This is a genomic window from Robbsia betulipollinis (assembly GCF_026624755.1).
In the GTDB taxonomy this organism is placed as follows: Bacteria; Pseudomonadota; Gammaproteobacteria; order Burkholderiales; family Burkholderiaceae; genus Robbsia; species Robbsia betulipollinis.
Genome location: NZ_JAPMXC010000001.1, coordinates 2,115,213 through 2,134,375, shown reverse-complemented (window position 1 = coordinate 2,134,375; position 19,163 = coordinate 2,115,213). Strand labels below are relative to the sequence as shown.

Genomic DNA, 19,163 nt, shown 5'->3' with positions numbered 1-19,163 from the left:
CCGCGCATCACGCCGTTGCCTTCGGCCGCGCCGCGTAGACCCGTTCCTTGAACGGCGCCACGCCGATGCGCGTGAAGGTTTCGCTGAAGCGTTCCTCGTCGATGCGATGCGCCACGAAGGTATCGACGATATGGCTGATCACGTCCGGCACTTCCTCCGCCGAGAACGACGGCCCGATCACCCGGCCGATGCGCGATGCATTGCCCTGCTCGCCGCCCAGCGACACCTGATACCACTCGGACCCGTCCTTGTCGACGCCAAGGATGCCGATGTTGCCGATATGGTGATGACCGCAGGAATTGATGCAACCCGAGATGTTCAGCGACACGTCGCCCAGGTCGTAGACGAAATCCAGATCGTCGAAACGCTGCTGGATCGCCGCCGCGATGGGGATCGACTTCGCGTTCGCCAGCGAGCAGAAATCGCCACCCGGGCAGGCGATGATGTCGGTCAGCAAACCGATGTTCGCCGCGCCGAAATTCTGCGACTTCGCCAGCTCCCACAACGCGAACAGGTCGCTGCGCTTCACGTCCGCGAGCACCAGGTTCTGCTCGTGCGTCACCCGGATCTCGCCGAAGCTGAAGCGGTCCGCCCAGTCGGCCACCGCCTCCATCTGTGCGTCGGTCGCATCGCCCGGGGGCGCGTCCTTCGGTTTCAGCGACAGCGTCACGCTCGCATAGCCCGGCTGCCTGTGCGCGCGCACGTTGCGCTGCACCCAGCGCGCGAACGCGCGGTTTTCCAGCAACTGGTTCTCGTAGGCGGTATCGGTCGCCGGCAGGGTTTCGTAGGCCGGATCGGTGAAGCAGGCCGCGATACGGTCGCGCTCGGCCTCCGTGAAGGTCGCCGGGCCATCCTTCAGATGCGACCACTCCTCCTCGACCTGCGCGGCGAACTGCTCCGCCCCCAGCGCCTTCACCAGGATCTTGATCCGCGCCTTGTAGATGTTGTCGCGGCGCCCGTACCGGTTGTACACCCGCAGAACCGCCTCGCAATAAGACGCCAGATGCTGCCACGGCAGATCCTGCTTGATCACCGATCCCAGGATCGGCGTACGTCCCATCCCGCCGCCCGCCAGCACCGTCGCCACCACCTCGCCCGCGGGAGAGCGCGACATATGGATCCCGATGTCGTGCAGTTGCGTCGCCGCCCGGTCCGTCACCGAGCCGTCGATCGCGAACTTGAACTTGCGCGGCAGCCAGGCGAATTCGGGATGGAACGTCGACCACTGCCGCATCAGCTCGCAGTACGGCCGCGGATCCACCAGTTCATCCGGCGCCACGCCGGCGAACTGATCGGAGGAGATATTGCGGATGCAGTTGCCCGACGTCTGGATGCCATGCATCTGGACCGACGCCAGCTTCTCGAGAATCAGCGGCGTCTCTTCCAGCTCGATCCAGTTGTACTGGATATTCGTGCGCGTGGAGAAGTGGCCATAGCCGCGATCGTGCTCGCGCGCGATCTCCGCGAGCATGCGCATCTGCCGGCTCGTCAGATTGCCGTACGGAATGGCCACACGCAGCATGTAGGCGTGACGCTGCATATACAGGCCGTTCTGCAGGCGCAGCGGCTTGAATTCTTCCTCTTCGAGCTCGCCCGACACCCGCCGACGCACCTGGTCACGGTACTGGGCGACGCGCTCGTCGACGATTTGCTGGTCGTACTGGTCGTATCGGTACATAGGGGCCACTCTCTGTTATCCAGCCGCACGGATCGAGCCGTCGCCGGTGTCTCCCGCCGCTTCTTCCATCCCGGTCGGCAGACAGGTCACACGGTCCACATGGCCGCGCAACGGTCGACGGCGCACTGACGGAAAAGCAAGCTGAATGGAAACCAACTGTAAATCGTAATAAACTCGGCTTATATTTCAAACGACTAAAAAATAGTTACTTTATGCCCGCGGGTTATGAACGCCAGACCGCGCATTCCGTGCTTTTCGGGCGCGCCGTCGCTTCACCATCCGGCAGGTCCGGCCCGCTCCCTCCCGCCGGTAGCGTCGACATTCGCATGAACAGGTCACGACAATGAATCTGCATCAATTCCGTTTCGTCCGGGAAGCCGTCCGGCAGAACTTCAACCTGACCGAAGCGGCAAAGGCCCTGTACACCTCGCAGCCGGGTGTCTCGAAGGCCATCATCGAGCTGGAAGAGGAACTCGGCGTCGAGATCTTCCGGCGCCACGGCAAGCGGGTGCGCTCCCTCACCGAACCCGGACGGCTCATCCTGGCCTCCGTCGAGCGCATTCTCCAGGAAGTGGAGAGCCTGAAGCGCGTGGGCGCCGAATTCGCCGCCCAGGACCAGGGCAACCTCACCATCGCCGCCACGCATACCCAGGCCCGTTATGTGTTGCCGGCCGCCATCGCCGAATTCCGTAAACGCTACCCTAAAGTGCATCTGTCGATTTTACAGGGGAATCCGACGCAGGTTGCGGAGATGGTATTGCGCGACCAGGCCGACCTCGCCGTCGCCACCGAGGCGATCGCCGATTATCCCGAACTGACCTCCCTGCCCTGCTTCCAGTGGTTCCACGTCGCCGTCGTCACGCACGATCACCCGCTGGCCGAGCGCAAGGACCTTTCGCTCGAGGACCTTGCCCAGTACCCGCTGATCACCTATGGGTCCGCCTTCGCCGGGCGCACCAAGATCGACAAGGCCTTCGAACGCCGGGGCCTCGCGCCGGACGTGGTGCTTGAAGCCATCGACTCGGACGTCATCAAGACCTACGTGGAGCTGGGTTTGGGCGTGGGGATCATGTCGGACATGGCGTACAACGCCGAGCGCGACAAGCTGTTGCGGGCGGTGCCGGTCGGGCATCTGTTTGGCGCGAACGTCACGCGGATCGCGTTGAAGCACGGCACCTATTTGCGTAGTTATATCTATGCGCTGGTGGAATTGCTGTCGCCGGAGACGAATCGCAAGCTGCTGGATCAGGCGCTGCGGGGCGGGAGCGAGCATTACGAGCTATAGGACCCGGGCGCGTTTTCCCGCCGGGCGCGAAGGGTGACACCCTGCTTCGGCGCGGTTTTTTTCCGCCCACGCCCTACGAGACCTTGTCGGCGTGGGAAAATTCGGACATAATCGCGCTTCTCGTCGCCAGCCGACGACCGTTTGGGCAATACGTCCAGCGGACAGCGTTACCGCCCGGGTGGTGAAATTGGTAGACGCAGGGGACTCAAAATCCCCCGCCGCGAGGCGTGCCGGTTCGATTCCGGCCCCGGGCACCACCACTGTTTTTCTCGCATGTTCTCTTTTGGTCGCAAAGCCTTATTCCATAAGGGTTTTGGGAACCTTTTCTGCTGTGCCCTCTCACACTGTTTGCACCTAGAATTCGCGTTTTTTCGGGCCTCTCTACGCCAGATTTACGCCAGCCATTACGCCAAGGGGAGATGCATGGCGACCATTCGAAAACGCAACAACATCTGGCGCGCGGAGATATGCCGTTTGCGTGTTCGACTCAGTGGGTCGTTCCATACCAAAGCACAGGCGGTGGCATGGGCCACGCAGAAAGAAGCAGAAATCATCGCGGGCAAGGATCTGGCTTGGACCGATATGACCGTCGCGGAGACGTTTTGCCGGTAAGCGATAGTCCATCGAAGGGCGTCAGGCGGCCGAAGGATGCGAAGCCGCGTGAGCGTCGGATAACGGAGGACGAGGAAACGCGATGGTTGTACACGCAGGGGTACCAGGAGGACGGACCGCCGATCAGCATTTCGGCAAGGGTTGGCGTGGCATTTCAATTCGCCATCGAGACTGCGATGCGGGCCGGGAAATTGTCGGGCTTACCTGGGACCCAGTGCATATCGAACAGCGGTATGGGCGGCTGGACCAGACGAAGAATGGCTTCGGGCGTAGCGTTCCGCTGTCTAATAGTGCGTTGGAACCTGTCAAAAAGCTTGAACCAATTACTAAGGAATGCGACTCAAATACGGTTTTTGGACTGCAATCTTCGCAAGTCGACTCATTGTTTCGAAAAGCGAAAAAGGCGGCGTTGATAGAAGAACTACATTTTCATGGTTCACGGCATGAGGCGGTCACGCGACTGGCTGAAAAGGTCGAGGTGCTTGATTTGGCTCGGATCGTTGGGATCCGGGACTTGAAAATTTTGATGGTTTATTACAACAAGCACGCGAGCGACTGCAAACGCTCCCCCTCCCTCCGGCTAGAGAAACGCAACCGGCGTCCCTGGTTGCGTATGAGCGCCCCTACCGATCACCCATTTCTGGCCTGAACTGCCATTTGGCAAGCTTCGGGTGGATGGCCGAAACGGGTAGCAGATCGATCCTCCCGTTCGCGTTAACTCCAGCAGTCCAGCCAACACACGAATTTATGAAATGGTAATTTAGCGATCGTCACTCTCGATGTCATACATCTTCAGTGGGATCATCAAATGCGAGTCGCTGCAATTTCCGATATCCATGGGAACCTACCGGCCTTACAAGCCATACTCGGTCACATCCGGACGCAGAACGTCGACCTCGTTGTCAATCTTGGCGATATAGCATCAGGCTCGCTTTACCCGTCGCAAACGGGGGACTTCTTATCCCCGCTTGGTTACCCGACAATCAAAGGAAATCACGAACGGCAGTTGTTGGCCGGTGTAGTCGTGAATATGGGCGAGTCAGATGCTTACACTTACAGGCAATTGCGGCAAGACCAACTGGAGTGGATAGAAAACCTTCCCACGTCATTGCGGATAGCGCAAGACGTACTGCTGGTACATGGAACCCCTGCCAGTGACCTAGAATATTTCCTTGAAACAGTAACATCCGACGGGTGCCGTCAGGCAACACAGCAAGAAGTCGAAGCAAGAGCCGGTACAGCCGATGGAGAGGAGTTGATATTATGCGGGCACACGCATATTCAACGCTCAGTGCAACTGTCCGATGGACGCCTTGTCGTCAATCCGGGGAGCGTAGGTTTACAAGCGTATAGCGACGTTCATCCTTTTCCGCACAAGATCGAAACAGGCTCTCCGCACGCACGTTATGCAATAGCGACGCGCTTGGCAACGCGATGGACCGTTGAGTTTCATTCGGTCGAATATGACTGGGCGTCCGCCGCCGATGTATGCAGAGTGAATGGTCGCCCTAGTTGGGCAACTCCGGTAAGCGCTGGACTCATTAACCTACGCTAATGTGTTCGTAAGCGGCCCACTTTTGTCGGCGGTGCACGTCCGTCTGCATTTTGGGCGATAGCTGTCATTGTCAGACCAGGTCCTAAATGACCGCGCCAGCCGAAAACCAGCCGATCACCAAACCCACGATATATGCGGGATTCGAGCCCGCTTTAAACGTAGCAAAATCAATGGGCTATGTGTTTTCCCATGCGACAAGTCGTCTTTTTTCCTCCTTCATCGCCCTGCCCCTTGCGTTCCATTTGCAACACGATGGTGAACGTCGATTCACCATACCACCCGGGATATACGCTTGACATATCCCAAGCGCAACCTACAATTGAGCACATGCCAGCCACATCCCAGGAGGAACCATGGAACAGGGAGCCGTTTTCAAAAGCAACCGCAGTCAAGCCGTGCGGCTGCCTAAATCCGTGGCGCTGCCGGATGGGGTAACGCGAGTCGATGTCGTTGCCGTGGGCCGTACTCGCATTCTTACGCCCGCAGGAGAGTCATGGAACAGCTGGTTTGATGGTGACAGCGTCAGTGCGGACTTTATGTCCACGCGCGAGCAACCAGACGAGCAGCAGCGCGAGGCATTTTGATGCTGAAGTACATGCTCGACACCAATATTTGCATCTTCACGATAAAAAACAAGCCGAGTTACGTGCGAGATCGCTTCAATCGATACCATGGGCAGCTGTGCGTTAGTGCCATCACGTTGATGGAGTTATTTTACGGTGCGGAAAAATCAGCCATGCCCGAGAAGAATCTCGCCGTCGTGGAAGGCTTTGCAACGCGGCTCGATGTGCTGAATTATGATCACGATGCCGCTGCACACTGCGGCCAGCTCAGGGCGGAGCTGGCGAAGGCAGGAAAGCCAATCGGCCCATATGACCAGATGATTGCGGGACATGCTCGGGCTGAAGGTCTCATCCTGGTCACAAACAACCTACGCGAGTTCGAGCGGGTACCGGGTCTGCGTGTCGAAGACTGGACAGAAGCAGGTATCTAGGAAAATTTTTCTCCAAAACCAAACCAGCCGAGAGCTGGTTTTTTCGGACCTAAGTCGTTGAATTTTTAAGTAATGGGCGGGTAATCTCCCCGCTTTTAAAGCGAGGCGTAAGTAGAGGTCATGCTCCGGCTTGGCGCCGCTGAATTGGTGTGATTCCGCCAAGGCCCATATGCGGGCGTTCGTGATTGTACTTCCACATCGATCGTCGCCCTCCCTGATTGCACCTGAAGAATGGTCCCGCTACTACGGAAGGCACACCGGCGCGCTACCTTCGTTGCAAAAGCGAGATCACGGTAAATGCACGGGAGGCTGTGGAGGCGCATTTCGCAGGCGGGGAGATCGTTCCCCCGCCGTCCGGCGCCAGAAAGCTTGCGACACAGGCTGACTTCCAGGGAGGGTTTTGGATGCTTATCGATAGTGCTTTGTCCAAACTCAGCACTCAGGCGGTACGGCTAAATATCAGCCTGCCGGAGCGACTAGTTCAGCCAATAGATCGCACAGCAAGCGCCTTGCGCATGTCTCGCTCAGCATTCCTCGAACTCGCGGCGGAACATGAAATGGCGCAAGGGCGGGCTTGACGTGATTCACATGCACGGCAAACCGCACACCTCCGGAAAAGTCGAGAATTTGCACCACCGGCACCATTAGTAGTAACATAACTACAATTTTACTGGGGGGGTGTACATGACCGTGCTAACCATGACCAGTCGGGAATTTAATCAGTCGGCAAGTGAAGCAAAGAAAACGGCTCTCAAAGGTCCGGTTTTCATTACCGACCGCGGCAGGCCGTCCCACGTCCTTTTGAGCATCGACGAGTATCGGAAACTGTCTGGTGGGACGATGACCCTTGCCGATGCATTGGCACAATCTGACGAATGCGACATCGATTTTGAAGCGCCGCGTGTTGGCGGACTCTTTCGAGAGGCAGACCTTTCCTGATGTTCTTGCTCGACACGAACGTCATATCGGAACTGCGGGTACCCGCGCGCGCGGACGTGAACGTGCTTGCATGGGCAGCATCGCAACCGCTTGCCGCACAGTTCATTTCAGCGATTACCGTTTTCGAACTCGAAATGGGCGTTTTGCGGAAAGAACGCAAGGACGCAGCGCAGGGGGCGGTCCTGCGGTCCTGGCTGGATGGCAAGGTCTTGCCCATGTTCGCCGATCGAGTATTAGACTTCGATCAGGTTGCGGCAATCCAATGTGCCAAGTTGCACGTCCCCGACCTGCGCGCCGAGCGCGATGCGCTGATCGCTGCTACCGCGATTGTTCATGGAATGACGGTCGTGACACGTAATACTGCCGATTTCCGTTCGACCGGGGTTTCGCTCTTCAATCCTTGGATGAACTCGCGATAGTCAATTCCCGGGGCCCTGGCACTGGCGATGAGCGGCCGTATCCTACGCCAAATTTACGCCAACCCCGCTCAAGCCCTTACCCAGCAAGGCTTTTGGCTGCCGGCGCCGGGTAGCATCTCCTCTCCATACCCTTCCTCAATTCCAGTCAAAGTCCAGCCTTGTCAAAGGATGAGCGACGCCTCAGCCATTTCTGAATTTCAGCAAAATTGTACGAAAACACACCCGTGTCGGTAGCACTACACCAATGGACTGACAGTAAGCACGGCATGTCCAGATCGTACACAGCGGCGTTCGGCTGAATGCCTCCTTCCCCATGAAAGCGCAGGCGTTTGCCTGGGCACCCGAAGAAGAAACCGAAATTCCGGCGGGCACTCATTGGCCTGGGTCGAGCATGGGTTGCCCATGACCACTGTCCGAATGACGTCAGGCTTCGGCAGGGAAGCTGCCGGGCATGTCATGCACCGGGTTCGCGGTATCGCGTTCGTTGTTCGAAGGATGCTGTTGCGTCGCGGCCCATGCGCGCGACATCAACTCCACCACGCCATTCATCACCCCGACGATCGTTTTGCCTGCCGGAAACGTCAACGCCAACGAAGGATGCTCGATGGCCTGCAATTCTTTTTCGGTGATCTCGATGGAAGACCGCTCGGGATGGTTCAGACGCGCGATGGCCTTGCTGGCGATAAGCTCGACCATCCGGCGATCCTTCTCGGCGTCCGTGGTCATGAACCTGCCCATTTTCAGGTGATTGGCCGTGAATATTCCCGTGGCCAGACTCAATACTTCCGTCGGCGTGTTCACCACGATCGTGACGATTTTTTTGACTGAATCGTCCAGCTTCCTCGCGCGCGTCGCGCTGTCGATCGGCAGGAAAGCCGCCAGACTGAGAAGGGAGCCTATGCCCATGGAGTTGATCGCAAGGCCGTCGCCGCGGGAAACACCCAGGGCCCCTGTCGTATCGCTCTTGACCTGACGCTCGAGCGCTTTGCCGGCTTCCCGGGAAGTGGCATGAGCCTCGCCGGCCAGTTCCACTTGTGGAAAAAAGCCGTTTTTGACTTGCTGGATGACGCCCTGCGTCATTTGCTCATGCGATTCAGCGATTTCATGCGGCACCATGGCGCCCGACGTCGATGCGGCGATCTGATTCGTCAATATGTTGAGCGGCATCCACCCCCAGCCTTTGAGCGATCCGACGCCGTTGTTCGCGACGGACCCGACAGCTGCGATCGCGCCCGACAGCGCCGCGCCTTTCAGGTCATCGGTGAATTCTTCGACGGACTCCGGCAACAAGGGCTCATTCTTGAAAACCCCCAGCAGCCGCTTGATCACCAGTGAATCCAGCGTTTCGGCGAGAAGCGGCGTCAACGAATCCAGTATGACCTCGGCGCATTTCGCCTGGCTGCTTTCCGGACCAAATCGTTCGGCCAATACTTTGACGACCGAACCCCATGCCCACACATCCATGGCATACGCGATGGCGCCGCTGCCCGCCAAACTCGCCGCGACGGCGATGCCGAGTTCCTTGCTCATCCGCTTCTGACTGATGACGGAATGGATTGCTTGGGCACCCAATCGGCCGCGAAATTCCAGCGTGACGGGGTCGACATCGTTCAAAGATCGTTCGACGAGCGCCTTCAACGAACTGGAAGCGCTGTCGACGGTATAGCGGATATCCTTCAAGAAGCTGAAGGGATGTTCCGGGAGAAGCGGTGCTTCGGATGCGGAAGGATCGGCCGCTTGCGGAAGCACCGAGTCGAGCGTGGCACTCTGCGCGAATCCTCCCGGACCTTTCTTGATGGCCTGGCGTAACGAATAGGTTGTCAGATTGATATTGACTTCAGTGTTCGTACCGTCCGCCAGACTGAGATTTTTTACCTTGCAGCCTTCTTCGAACAGGGCTGTCTTGACGAGAATTTGCGCTTCGAGAGGAAAGCTGATCGAGCATTCCGGCGACACGTGCACATCCCGGGTTTCCGCAGGATATTTTGCCTGGACAAACCTGAGCACCGCTTCAATGGTGGGGTCGGTGCAGACCAATTGGCCCTCCGCATTCCGGGTCACCCTTCCCTCGCGCGCCACCGGCTGCTGGTATGCGCTTGTTGAGATGAGCGCGGCGGTGCGGTCCATGTAGGCGGCTTTTTCCAGTCGCTGCGCTTGCACTAAACGGGGGATATTGTCCACGAGGTTGCGCACGTTTTCCTGCGCCTTCGTGCGCCGCTCTGCTTTTTGTTGCATCATTTTGCCTGTCGCGGCACGCAGTTTTTGCGCGGGCCCCGCTCCGACGTCAGGAGCCGAGCGGTCACGACTCGCCCTAGGTTGCAAGCCGGGGAACCCGTCGCGGTGACGCGTAGGGGATGGGTTGACCGACGCTGCAATGCTTGCGGCGCGGTTGTTGCCTTCGCCAGACAATGTCGCGAGCGGATGCGAGGCGACGGGAGGGTTGGGCAGAATCTTCGGCATCGAAAAGGTATTCCTTTCAAATGATGACCGACTGGATATGGGGTTGATGAGCAAGAAAACTTGCAGTGGATGGACTTGCGTATCTCCCATAGGCGGTCACCGTAGGCGAGCCTCGCACTATGGCGTCCCCTGAAGGGTCGCGAGACTCGAAACCGAAATCGCTCACGCGGAGGCGAAGTTCGGCACACCGATCTTTCGTCAGCGAAAACGTTCTTTCTGCCATTCTCGATATGCCTACCCGGGTGGGCAATCCGGTAATGGCCGGGATTCACAGCGTCGGTGACGCATGACACCGTGAATCCGGCCTTGTCATCCTAGGGCGTGATGTTCGACACGGTCACCGGAATGGTCGCGGTATTCGCGGCATTATCCGTGACGGTGAAGTTGTAGGTTCCATTCGTGGTGACGGAATAAGTCGCAGTGGTCCCCTGAACGATGGTGCCATTTGGCGTCGTGATGGCCGCGACGCCGCTGAGATCATCGTAGCCCGATACGGTGATCGTCACCGGCCCGGTGGTGGCAGCCGTCGTCGACAGCGTCGTCAGAGCCGACGGCGGCGTCGTGTCGGCAGGACTCGATCCCAGAAAACCGTTCAACAGTTTCAGCGATGTCGTCACCAGCTCCTCGGCTGCACCCACCGCGAAACCGGTCTTTTTCGCTTCGACCGTCAAAGGCGCGGTATAGGCTGCCGCATGCGGCATGTATTTCGCATCGCCGGCGAGGAACGAGTCGAGCATCACATGCGAGAAGCCCAATTGCAGCGCCGCTGCCTGCAACTGCTGCTCGGTCACCGCATCGATCTCCGGCTTGAATCCGATGAACGCCGCGTTGCCGAAGCGGATGGAATCCACCTGCAGGTCCTCCAGGGCATCCTGCGTCGAATCCGGCCACTGGAAGGTTGTGGTGTCGTAGGAAATGATCTGGTGGGTCTCGCTGGCCGCGATGTTTTTCGCGATGGCGATCGCATCGTTACCCATCTGCGTGCCCAGCGCCGTCATTTGTTGAATGATGTAGGTCATGCCGACGATGGGATAGAAGTCGACGTTGTCCGTCACATTGCCGCCGCCGTTGTCCACGGCGCGCAAGGCATCGTATTTCGGCGTCTGGTCCCCGCTGGCGCCCATCAGGAACAATGTGGGCGCGCCAAACTGCTGTTCCATCATGGTGCTGGCCAAGCCCGGCACATCGGACGAGATCTGCCGAACGCCCGCGGCCTGCCCTGCGTTATCGATGGCTGTCGGCTTGACGCCATAGCTGATGATAAAACCGATCGGGCTGCCGGACGACACGGCGTTCACCCGCAGAATCGTCATGTTTTTGTTGGATGCCAGCGTGCCGCCCAGACCGATATGATATTGGCCGTCCGACATCAGGACGTTTCGATTTTCATTCACGTCGCTGGTCCCGGTGCCGAACCCCGCGGTGGCCGGCTGGAACGATGTCGCGGCGTTTTGCGCGGCGGTGGTGATCGCGGCTTTGAGGGACGCCATCCACAAGCTCTTCAGGGCGGCATCGCTCGGCTCGTGCGGCGTGGTGATCGTGTGATTCGAATGCACCCAGATATTGTTCTTCGGCGTACCGGTATATTGATTGACGATGTCCTTGACGAGGGCAACGCCATCGGCGTCGGTTCTTACCAGTTCCAGCGCAACGATCGCAACCTTGCTGTTCGTTTCCAACACCATCACTCTGGCGTGGGGATTGTCGTGGATCGTTCCACCGAAACCTTCGACCGCGCCTGGATTGGCGAACAGCGCGCTCGGGAACACGATCTCCGCGGCACCGGCGCCCGCTTTCAAGCTCGTGGTATCCGTCGCGGACGCGGCATGGTTGCCTCCGCCACAGCCAGAGATACCCAGACCCAAACTCATGGCCAAAACCATGCATGACTGGAACTTTTTGATTCTCTTTATCATTTTCATGTCTCCCTTTGAACTCTCGATTGCCCCGTTAACAAATGACGTTTTATCTGAAAAATCATTTCATTAAGCATTGCTAATTTATTTTCCACCGTTACGATCGACGATGATGAAAGTCACTCGTGGTTCTCCCCGCTCTGCCTTCGACGGCGATCCATCACACGATTCGGACGGCAAGGATCGGATCCGCGCTTCAGCGAGGCAGGCGTTCCGCCCTATCGTTTCCCATGAAAACCCCCGATGCCAGATCTGGACCGCGACAAAGCGTCGATATCAACAAACCTGTCCGTCCTGCGGCGGAAATTCCGATAATTGGACTTTTCTAACAATTGGTTGGATTTTTCAAAAAACAAGCAATTGCGGTATAAGATTTCTCATAAATTTTACGAATGGGAAATTCTACCCCGAAGATCCGTCATATTCCTGGAGGGATTACCCTCGATTTTCTGCTTGTACCGGGCATTTTTCGACAGTCGGTTTTGATAATGATTTTTCCAGTGAATAAGCCGACATACCGGAATGGCCGCGCGCAGTCCGGGCAAGATCAGACGATACGCGCGCGCCGCCGGATACTGGATAATGAAGAATGAACGGATGGCATGACACTCGGCAAAACAGACGTGTGGCGAATCCCCATCCGTAGTTGCCGACAAGCAGCGCGCAGCCGGCGGCTGGCCATGCGCGGAAAACGGATACGACTATTTCAGGGAGTTGGCGAATGGACGAAAAAAAGTGGGACGCGCTGGACGCGCTGTTTTGCGAGGCACTGGTACCTTCGGACGCGGCGCTGGACGCCGCGCTACGCAGCAGCGCCGAGGCGGGTCTGCCGGCGATCGGCGTGTCGGCCAACCAGGGCAAATTTCTTCACCTTCTCGCCCTGATGCAGGGCGCGTCCCGCATACTCGAAATCGGCACGCTGGGCGGATACAGCACCATCTGGATGGGGCGCGCCTTGCCCGCCGACGGCACGCTCGTGTCGCTCGAAATCAACGAGGATTACGCGCGCATCGCCCGGGACAATCTCGCGCGCGCGAACCTGTCATCCGTCGCGCACGTGGTTGTCGGCGCCGCGGCGGAAAGTCTGCAGCACCTGATCGATGAGCAAAGCCCGCCGTTCGACATGATCTTCATGGACGCCGACAAGAAAAGTTACCCCCGGTACCTGGAACTGTCGCTGCACCTGCTGCGACCCGGCGGCATCATCGTCGGCGACAACGTGGCGCGACGCGGCCGGATTCTCACGCCGGGTACGGACGACGCGGATGTCGTCGGACTGCGCAGGTTCTTCGACATGCTGGCGCAGGACAAGCGTTTGACGACCACGGCGCTGCAAACGGTGGGCAGCAAGGGCTGGGACGGGTTTTCCTTGACCCGGATGGCAAGCCACCCGGCTTGAAAGCGACGCCCTCGCCACGCCGCTTTCGGGCGATTTTCGTCGATTCCCGACGGTGACGATCGGCCTGACCGCCAGGGTCGCCTTGGCCGACCTGTCTCAGCAAGCCGTTTTCTCCAGCTTTTCCATCAGCGTCAGCGCATTGGGAATCGCCTCGCCGCGCGCGGTATTGTCGAAAATACACCAGACCTCGGCGTTCGCGTTTCGCGCGTCGATCATCCGCGCAGCCAGCGCGTCGATGAACGGCTCGTCGTATGCCGAGTAATACATCTCGGGCGAGCCGTGCAGACGAATGTACAGCGTGCTTGGATCCCCCACCGGTTCGACGCCGGCGACCGGCGCCGGATCCGCGCGCACGCAAGCGACTCCGGCATGTTGCAACGTTTCCGCACCCGCTTCCGTAAACCATGTAGCGTGACGCGGTTCGCAAACGATATGCGCGGTGGTGAGATGGCGTAGCAGCGCAAAAAAAGGGCGTGCCGTGGCCGGATCCAGCGCCAGGCCGGGAGGCAACTGCAATAACAGGCAGCCCAGTTTTTTGCCCAATGGCGTGACCTCCTGCACGAATTCGCGCAAGGCGGATTCCGCGTCGCGCAACCTGAGTTCGTGCGAGATCGTCCGTGGGATCTTTACCGAGAACCGGAACGCATCGGGCACGCTCGCCGCCCAGCGCGCATACGTTTTGGGCTGATGCGGACGATAGAACGACGAGTTGATCTCGACGGCGGAGAAAACCTGCGCGTACCGCTCGAGGTGGCTGCCCGGCGCAGGAAAGCGCGCCGCTACCCTGGCCGACAGCCCCCAGCCCGCACACCCGATGCGTACCGGTGATGCGGCGGGAGAACACTCGGGAGACGTCGCATGGATCATGGTGTTTCTCGGCAGTAGGTTCGAGCGCCGATGCCTCAGCGGTCGGACAAGGTCGCGACGAACCGCGCCAACCGGCTCGCATAGAACTTCGCGTAGAACGTGGTGTTGTGCCCGTACGTTTCCGTGCTCGCGGGAATGACGAGCAATTGCCCATGCGGCAAACGCCTGACGGTGGCCTGTACGGTCCCCGTGATCAACGGATTGCGCTCGTCGTCGCGGGAAAAGATCGCGAGAACCGGTGCCCTGATTTTCTGCAGATTCGGCATCGCGTCGTAGTCCGCGGACGCGGCGAACTGGTAGAGGTAATCGTTTGCGTCCGCCGCGACGGGCACGGCGAGGCGCTCCTCGACCATCTTGTCGGTTTGAGCGTGCGTTCCCGCGTTTTTCTCATACGCCAGGGTGCCGCCGTTGGTCGCGAAGTTGAACATGAGACCGGCCAGTTGCAGCGAAGGCGGCTGGGTCGTGTAGTTACCATGATCCCAGGCCGGATCCCGCTTGATCGATTCGATCAGCATGGCACGCAGTGCCCAATTGCGCGCGGCCATCTGGGTTGGCTGTGCGGCCATGGGGACAAACCCGTCGGTGAAGTCCGGATACCGACCGGCGAACAGCCAGGTCTGCATGCCGCCCATCGAATGACCGATGACGAGGCGCAGGTGTTCGATACCCAGCCCCTCGGTCAGCAGACGATATTCGGCGAGCACCATGTCGTTGTAGTCGTATTTCGGGAATGACGCGCGCAGCCCGTCCGAAGGCTTCGCGGATTTCCCGGCGCCGATGCCGTCGGGGATGACGATGAAATACTTGTTCGCGTCCAACGGCTGCCCGGGGCCGAACAACTCGCCGGCAAAATTCCCGGCGAGCATCGATTGCGCGGTCTGGTTGGTGCCATGCAGGACAAGGATGGCAGGTTTGCCCGGGTCTCCCAGCGTGATGTAGTGCAGGCGCATCGCCTTGAGCGTCTCGCCATCGTGAAAGGCGAACGACGGGGCGACCCAATCGCCCTGCACTGGCGTGGGCGCGGCGGCAGCGCTGGATGCGGCACAGATCATCGCGGCCGATGTGACGAACAAACCGGCAAGGCGGCGCAAGGAGAAACGGAGATTCATGGGTGCGATTTTGCAAACGGAAGGATTTGCCGTGCATGGCCGGACGCGTCATCGCAACACGGTGAGTCATCCTATCCGGCGCCGGAATGCGCGGGGCGAGCGGCGCAACAACGCGCTGGGCGACGCTTTTCATTGTCGTGTTCAAACTTTACGCGCCAAATGAAAAAGGTGCCCGCGTTTCTGTCACGCCGGCTCCTGCCAAAGGGCATCGACCTGTCGCGGGTAAGCCCGATGCAGCGCAACGACCACTCTACCCTCGCTCGACAGCGACCCCATGCATGTCGGGCCGGAAACCCGCACGCGATAGATCGTCCGACGGGTGACGGCCACCTGTCCCGCAGAAGTACCGCTCGGTGCGACGGGATGCTGCGAAACGTTGTCGATATCGAGTTGCCATGTCGAGGCGAGCGGCCCATATTGGTTCGATCGGACCGAAACGGTATGAACCCGCATGATCTGGCCCGGTTTGTTCGCGATGATCGCTTCACCAAGTTCGTTATCAAGGGCCATGGGATCGATCGTGACGACCGTCACCGGAATGTTCCCTGCCTGATTGCGCAAGACATCGGCCATCCCTGCGAGATAATGTTTGCCATTGCGATGGAATTGCTCGCCGGAAGTTAATGAAACTGCTCTAGCAGTTACGGCAAAGAAATTGAAATCTTCAATATCGAATTCATTTACCAGTCGTTGATTTTTAATTTAACCGGGGGCCCTGCGTGATCGAAAACAATTTTCTCCGGAAAATCCTGATGACCGTCATCGTGACGCCGCTATTTCTTGGCGGTTCTCCGCCGTGGGCCGAAACGCCTTCTCGCACACAAGCCATTAAACAAAAGCTGCGGGCCTTGGAAAAGCACTCCGGCGGCCGTCTGGGCGTCGCCTTGATCGATACCGCGGATAACTCCCAAATCCTGTATCGCGGCGACAAGCGTTTCCCCTTGTGCAGCACCAGCAAGATAATGGCGGTATCGGCGATTTTAAAAAAAAGCGAGACCGATGATGAGTTATTGAACCACAGGCTAAATATCGATAAATCGGATTTGGTCAACTACAATCCAATCACCGAGAAACACCTGGACACCGGCATGACGATAGGCGAGCTGAGCGCCGCCGCCTTGCAATACAGCGACAACACCGCGATGAACAAGCTTGTCGACTACCTGGAGGGCCCGGATAACGTCACACGGTTCGCCCGCGCCATCGGCGATACCACGTTTCGTCTGGATCGCACGGAGCCCACGCTGAATACGGCCCTCCCCGGGGACCGGCGCGACACCACCTCGCCACTGGCGATGGCGAAAAGCCTGCGGAACCTGACATTGGGCCAGTCACTCGGCGAAGCGCAGCGTGCCCGGATGGTGGCGTGGATGAAAGGCAATACCACCGGCGCCACCAGCATTCGCGCGGGCGTGCCGGCCGCCTGGGTTCTGGGGGATAAAACCGGCAGCGGGGACTATGGCACCACGAACGACGTCGCGGTGATCTGGCCGGAGAATCACGCGCCCGTGATCCTGGCGATCTATTTCACCCAGCCGCGAAAGGATGCCGTTCCCCGCAAGGAGGTGTTGGCCGCGGCGGCCAAAATCGTCGTCGAGGGTCTTTAGTTTTTCCCGATGGACGACCGGCTAGTCGTCATCCCTGTCGCCCGCCACCTCGTCCACCGCCCTGTGCGTGATCGCGACGATTTCATCCACGTCGGCCTTGCTCACGATCAACGGCGGAGCGAAGCCGACAATGTCGTGCATGCCCAGCGAGCGCAGGATCAATCCGTGCCGCAGCGCGGCCTGCGCAACCCGCGCGCTGACCTTGCCCGGCGCGGCGAAGCCCTGGCGCGCCCCCTTGTCCGCCATCAGTTCGAGCGCCGCGAGCAGGCCGACGCCGCGCACATTGCCGACCAGCGGGTGGTCGTCGAAGGCCGCGTGAAGTTGCGCCTGCAGATAGGTGCCGACCGTCGCGGCGTTGCCGACCAGTTGCTCGCGTTCGATGATGTCGAGGTTGGTCAGTGCGGCGGCGGCGCATACCGGATGTCCCGAATAGGTCCAGCCATGGCTCATCGCGCCCTGCTCCCGCGAGCCGCGCGCGATGACGTCCCAGACCCGCTCGCCGACGATGACGCCGGAGAGCGGCAGATAGCCGCTGGTAAGCCCTTTGGCGACGGAAATCAGGTCCGGCGCGATGCCGTAGTGCGCGCAACCGGTGCGCGATCCCAACCGGCCGAAACCGCAGACGACTTCGTCGGCGACGAACAGGATGTCGTGTCGGCGCAGGACGGCCTGGATCGCGGGCCAGTATCCCGCGGGCGGCGGCAGCAGTCCGCCGGAGCCCATCACGGGTTCGCCGAAGAAGGCGGCGATGGTGTCGGCGCCCTCGCGATCGATCAATTGCTCCAGTTCCGCGACGCAACGCGCGACGAAGCCGGCTTCGCTCTCGCCGTCGCGGCCGTCGCGATAGAAATCCGGACAGGCGGTGTGCAGGATCTGCGGCAACGGCAGGTCGAAGGCGGCGTGGAATTTCGGTTGCCCGGTCAGGCTGCCGGTAGCCACGCCGGAACCGTGGTAGCTGCGCTGCCGGGCGATGAGCTTCTTCTTGCGCGGGCGGCCGAGCACGTTCTGGTAATACCGGATGAGCTTGATCTGCGTGTCGTTGGCGTCCGAGCCGGACATGCCGTAGTAGACCTTGCGCATGCCGGGCGGCGACCAGTCCTCGATCAGCCGTCGTGACAGCTCGACCGCCGGCCCGTTCGAGAAGCCGGCATAGGTGTGGTAGAAGGACAGCTCGCGCGTCTGCGCGGCGATGGCCTCGGCCATTTCCTCGCGTCCGTAACCGATGTTCACGCAGTAAAGACCCGCGAAGCCATCGATGTACGTGCGCCCCGCATGGTCCTCGATGCGGATGCCCGCGGCGCGGCGCATCACCCGCCCGGTCAGTTCGCCCGACGCATGATCGTGGGCATGCGTGCCGGGATGCATGAGATGGCGACGGTCCGCCTGCAACAGCGCGTCGAGCGGGTTCATGGGGTTGCCGCAGGGAGGGAGGCCGGCACGTCCCATTCCGGCTGCCAGACCGGATGGCTGACCCGTCCGTGCGCACGCGCCAGCGCGCCGATCCGTGCCATCGTGGCGGGGTCGAGCGTAAAGTCGAACACCGCCAGGTTCAGGGCGATGCGCGTCGGGTCCGAGGATTTCGGGATGGCGGCGACTCCCGGCTGCTGTACCAGCCAGCGCAGGATGATCTGCGCGGGAGTGCGGCCATGGTCGCGCGCCACCTCGGCGATCAACGGGTCGGCCAGCAAGCGCCCGCTGCCCAGCGGCGAATGGGCGATCAGGGCGATGCCGTGCCGCGCGCAGGCGGCGAGAAGCGCCGTCTGATCCAGATAGGGGTGGTATTCGCACTGGTTCGCGACCAGCGGCAGCGGCGACACGGCGACCGCGCGCTCGAGCAGCGCCACCGGAAAGTTCGAGACGCCGATATGGCGCGTGAGTCCGCTGCGCTGGACGTCGCACAGCGCGCCGAGCGTTTCCTCGAGCGGCACCGCGGGGTTCGGCCAGTGCACGAGCAGCAGGTCGACATGATCCAGCCCCAGCCGGGCGACGCTGCGTTGCGCGGCACGCTGGAAATCGCCCGCGCGCAATTCGGTGTGCCAGACCTTGGTGGTGACGAAGAAATCGTCGCGCGGCACCGCGCAGGCGGCAAGCGCCTCGCCCACGGCCTGCTCGTTGTCGTAGCGCGCGGCCGTGTCGATATGCCGGTAGCCGGCATCGAGCGCAGCGCGCACCGCGTTCACGCCCTCGCGATGCGTGCTTTGCCAGGTGCCCAGGCCCAGCGCCGGAATGCGCGCGCCGTTGGCCTCGATCCAGGGCGCGGTGGCGGCCGGTGTGGCGGCCGAGGGGTTCCCGATCATGCGGGGCGCCTGCCTGCGTCGTACGC

Annotated in this window: 19 protein-coding genes and 1 tRNA gene; 12 read left to right on the top strand and 8 right to left on the bottom strand. The window is 60.2% G+C overall.

Features of this window, described 5'->3' with window-relative positions; translation table 11 throughout:
- Positions 1-7: 7 nt before the first annotated feature.
- Entirely contained in the window at positions 8-1,678 is a 1,671-nt protein-coding gene (locus tag OVY01_RS09305; protein WP_267847170.1) for a nitrite/sulfite reductase, read from the bottom strand.
- A 343-nt stretch (positions 1,679-2,021) separates the two neighbouring features.
- Here OVY01_RS09305 and OVY01_RS09300 point away from each other — a divergent pair, with 343 nt between their 5' ends.
- From OVY01_RS09300 to OVY01_RS09255, 10 genes are all read left to right on the top strand, one after another.
- The gene (locus OVY01_RS09300) at positions 2,022-2,963 is read left to right on the top strand and encodes a CysB family HTH-type transcriptional regulator (RefSeq protein ID WP_267847169.1); all 942 of its coding nucleotides are present in this window, start codon (positions 2,022-2,024) and stop codon (positions 2,961-2,963) included.
- Positions 2,964-3,135: 172 nt separating this feature from the next.
- Positions 3,136-3,220: transfer RNA gene (locus OVY01_RS09295), tRNA-Leu, on the top strand.
- Between the two features lie 166 nt (positions 3,221-3,386).
- Positions 3,387-3,575, top strand: a complete 189-nt coding sequence (locus OVY01_RS09290) for a hypothetical protein (protein WP_267847168.1) — start codon at positions 3,387-3,389, stop codon at positions 3,573-3,575.
- 82 nt (positions 3,576-3,657) lie between these two features.
- Positions 3,658-4,224 carry a tyrosine-type recombinase/integrase gene (locus OVY01_RS09285; RefSeq protein WP_267847167.1) on the top strand — a complete coding sequence of 189 codons (567 nt, stop codon included), beginning with the start codon at positions 3,658-3,660 and terminating at the stop codon, positions 4,222-4,224.
- A 159-nt stretch (positions 4,225-4,383) separates the two neighbouring features.
- Entirely contained in the window at positions 4,384-5,130 is a 747-nt protein-coding gene (locus OVY01_RS09280; protein ID WP_267847166.1) for a metallophosphoesterase family protein, read from the top strand.
- 353 nt (positions 5,131-5,483) lie between these two features.
- On the top strand, positions 5,484-5,714 hold the full coding sequence (gene vapB / locus OVY01_RS09275; RefSeq protein ID WP_267847165.1) for a type II toxin-antitoxin system VapB family antitoxin: 231 nt from the start codon (positions 5,484-5,486) through the stop codon (positions 5,712-5,714).
- Positions 5,714-6,124: a type II toxin-antitoxin system tRNA(fMet)-specific endonuclease VapC gene (vapC, locus tag OVY01_RS09270; protein WP_267847164.1), complete on the top strand. Its 411-nt coding sequence runs from the start codon at positions 5,714-5,716 to the stop codon at positions 6,122-6,124. The genes vapB and vapC overlap by 1 nt, the downstream gene beginning before the upstream one ends.
- A gap of 218 nt (positions 6,125-6,342) precedes the next feature.
- Complete coding sequence (locus OVY01_RS09265; RefSeq protein ID WP_267847163.1) at positions 6,343-6,702, top strand: type II toxin-antitoxin system HicB family antitoxin; 360 nt, start codon at positions 6,343-6,345, stop codon at positions 6,700-6,702.
- 106 nt (positions 6,703-6,808) lie between these two features.
- Positions 6,809-7,063 carry a type II toxin-antitoxin system Phd/YefM family antitoxin gene (locus OVY01_RS09260; RefSeq protein WP_267847162.1) on the top strand — a complete coding sequence of 85 codons (255 nt, stop codon included), beginning with the start codon at positions 6,809-6,811 and terminating at the stop codon, positions 7,061-7,063.
- On the top strand, positions 7,060-7,482 hold the full coding sequence (locus tag OVY01_RS09255; protein WP_284700847.1) for a type II toxin-antitoxin system VapC family toxin: 423 nt from the start codon (positions 7,060-7,062) through the stop codon (positions 7,480-7,482). The genes OVY01_RS09260 and OVY01_RS09255 overlap by 4 nt, the downstream gene beginning before the upstream one ends.
- 423 nt (positions 7,483-7,905) lie before the next feature.
- Here the strand turns inward: OVY01_RS09255 and OVY01_RS09250 are convergent, their stop codons facing one another.
- Both OVY01_RS09250 and OVY01_RS09245 read right to left on the bottom strand, forming a co-directional pair.
- On the bottom strand, positions 7,906-9,942 hold the full coding sequence (locus tag OVY01_RS09250; protein WP_267847160.1) for a hypothetical protein: 2,037 nt from the start codon (positions 9,940-9,942) through the stop codon (positions 7,906-7,908).
- Between the two features lie 314 nt (positions 9,943-10,256).
- The gene (locus tag OVY01_RS09245) at positions 10,257-11,864 is read right to left on the bottom strand and encodes a PKD domain-containing protein (RefSeq protein ID WP_267847159.1); all 1,608 of its coding nucleotides are present in this window, start codon (positions 11,862-11,864) and stop codon (positions 10,257-10,259) included.
- Positions 11,865-12,579: 715 nt separating this feature from the next.
- On the opposite strand from OVY01_RS09245, the gene OVY01_RS09240 reads away from it, so the two are divergent.
- On the top strand, positions 12,580-13,257 hold the full coding sequence (locus OVY01_RS09240; protein ID WP_267847158.1) for an O-methyltransferase: 678 nt from the start codon (positions 12,580-12,582) through the stop codon (positions 13,255-13,257).
- A 96-nt stretch (positions 13,258-13,353) separates the two neighbouring features.
- Here the strand turns inward: OVY01_RS09240 and OVY01_RS09235 are convergent, their stop codons facing one another.
- The 3 genes from OVY01_RS09235 to OVY01_RS09225 form a co-directional block, all read right to left on the bottom strand.
- On the bottom strand, positions 13,354-14,124 hold the full coding sequence (locus OVY01_RS09235; RefSeq protein ID WP_267847157.1) for a DUF72 domain-containing protein: 771 nt from the start codon (positions 14,122-14,124) through the stop codon (positions 13,354-13,356).
- Positions 14,125-14,159: 35 nt separating this feature from the next.
- Positions 14,160-15,233, bottom strand: coding sequence for an alpha/beta fold hydrolase (locus tag OVY01_RS09230; protein WP_267847156.1), 1,074 nt, complete (start codon positions 15,231-15,233; stop codon positions 14,160-14,162).
- Between the two features lie 183 nt (positions 15,234-15,416).
- Positions 15,417-15,806, bottom strand: coding sequence for a hypothetical protein (locus OVY01_RS09225; RefSeq protein ID WP_267847155.1), 390 nt, complete (start codon positions 15,804-15,806; stop codon positions 15,417-15,419).
- Positions 15,807-15,952: 146 nt separating this feature from the next.
- On the opposite strand from OVY01_RS09225, the gene bla reads away from it, so the two are divergent.
- Positions 15,953-16,840 (top strand): class A beta-lactamase, encoded by an 888-nt coding sequence (gene bla / locus OVY01_RS09220; protein WP_432422200.1) that lies wholly within the window; start codon positions 15,953-15,955, stop codon positions 16,838-16,840.
- A 21-nt stretch (positions 16,841-16,861) separates the two neighbouring features.
- Here bla and OVY01_RS09215 read toward each other — a convergent pair whose 3' ends face one another.
- Together OVY01_RS09215 and OVY01_RS09210 are read right to left on the bottom strand one after the other, a co-directional pair.
- On the bottom strand, positions 16,862-18,250 hold the full coding sequence (locus OVY01_RS09215) for an aminotransferase (RefSeq protein WP_267847154.1): 1,389 nt from the start codon (positions 18,248-18,250) through the stop codon (positions 16,862-16,864).
- Positions 18,247-19,137, bottom strand: coding sequence for an aldo/keto reductase (locus tag OVY01_RS09210; RefSeq protein ID WP_267847153.1), 891 nt, complete (start codon positions 19,135-19,137; stop codon positions 18,247-18,249). The genes OVY01_RS09215 and OVY01_RS09210 overlap by 4 nt, the downstream gene beginning before the upstream one ends.
- Positions 19,138-19,163 lie beyond the last annotated feature (26 nt).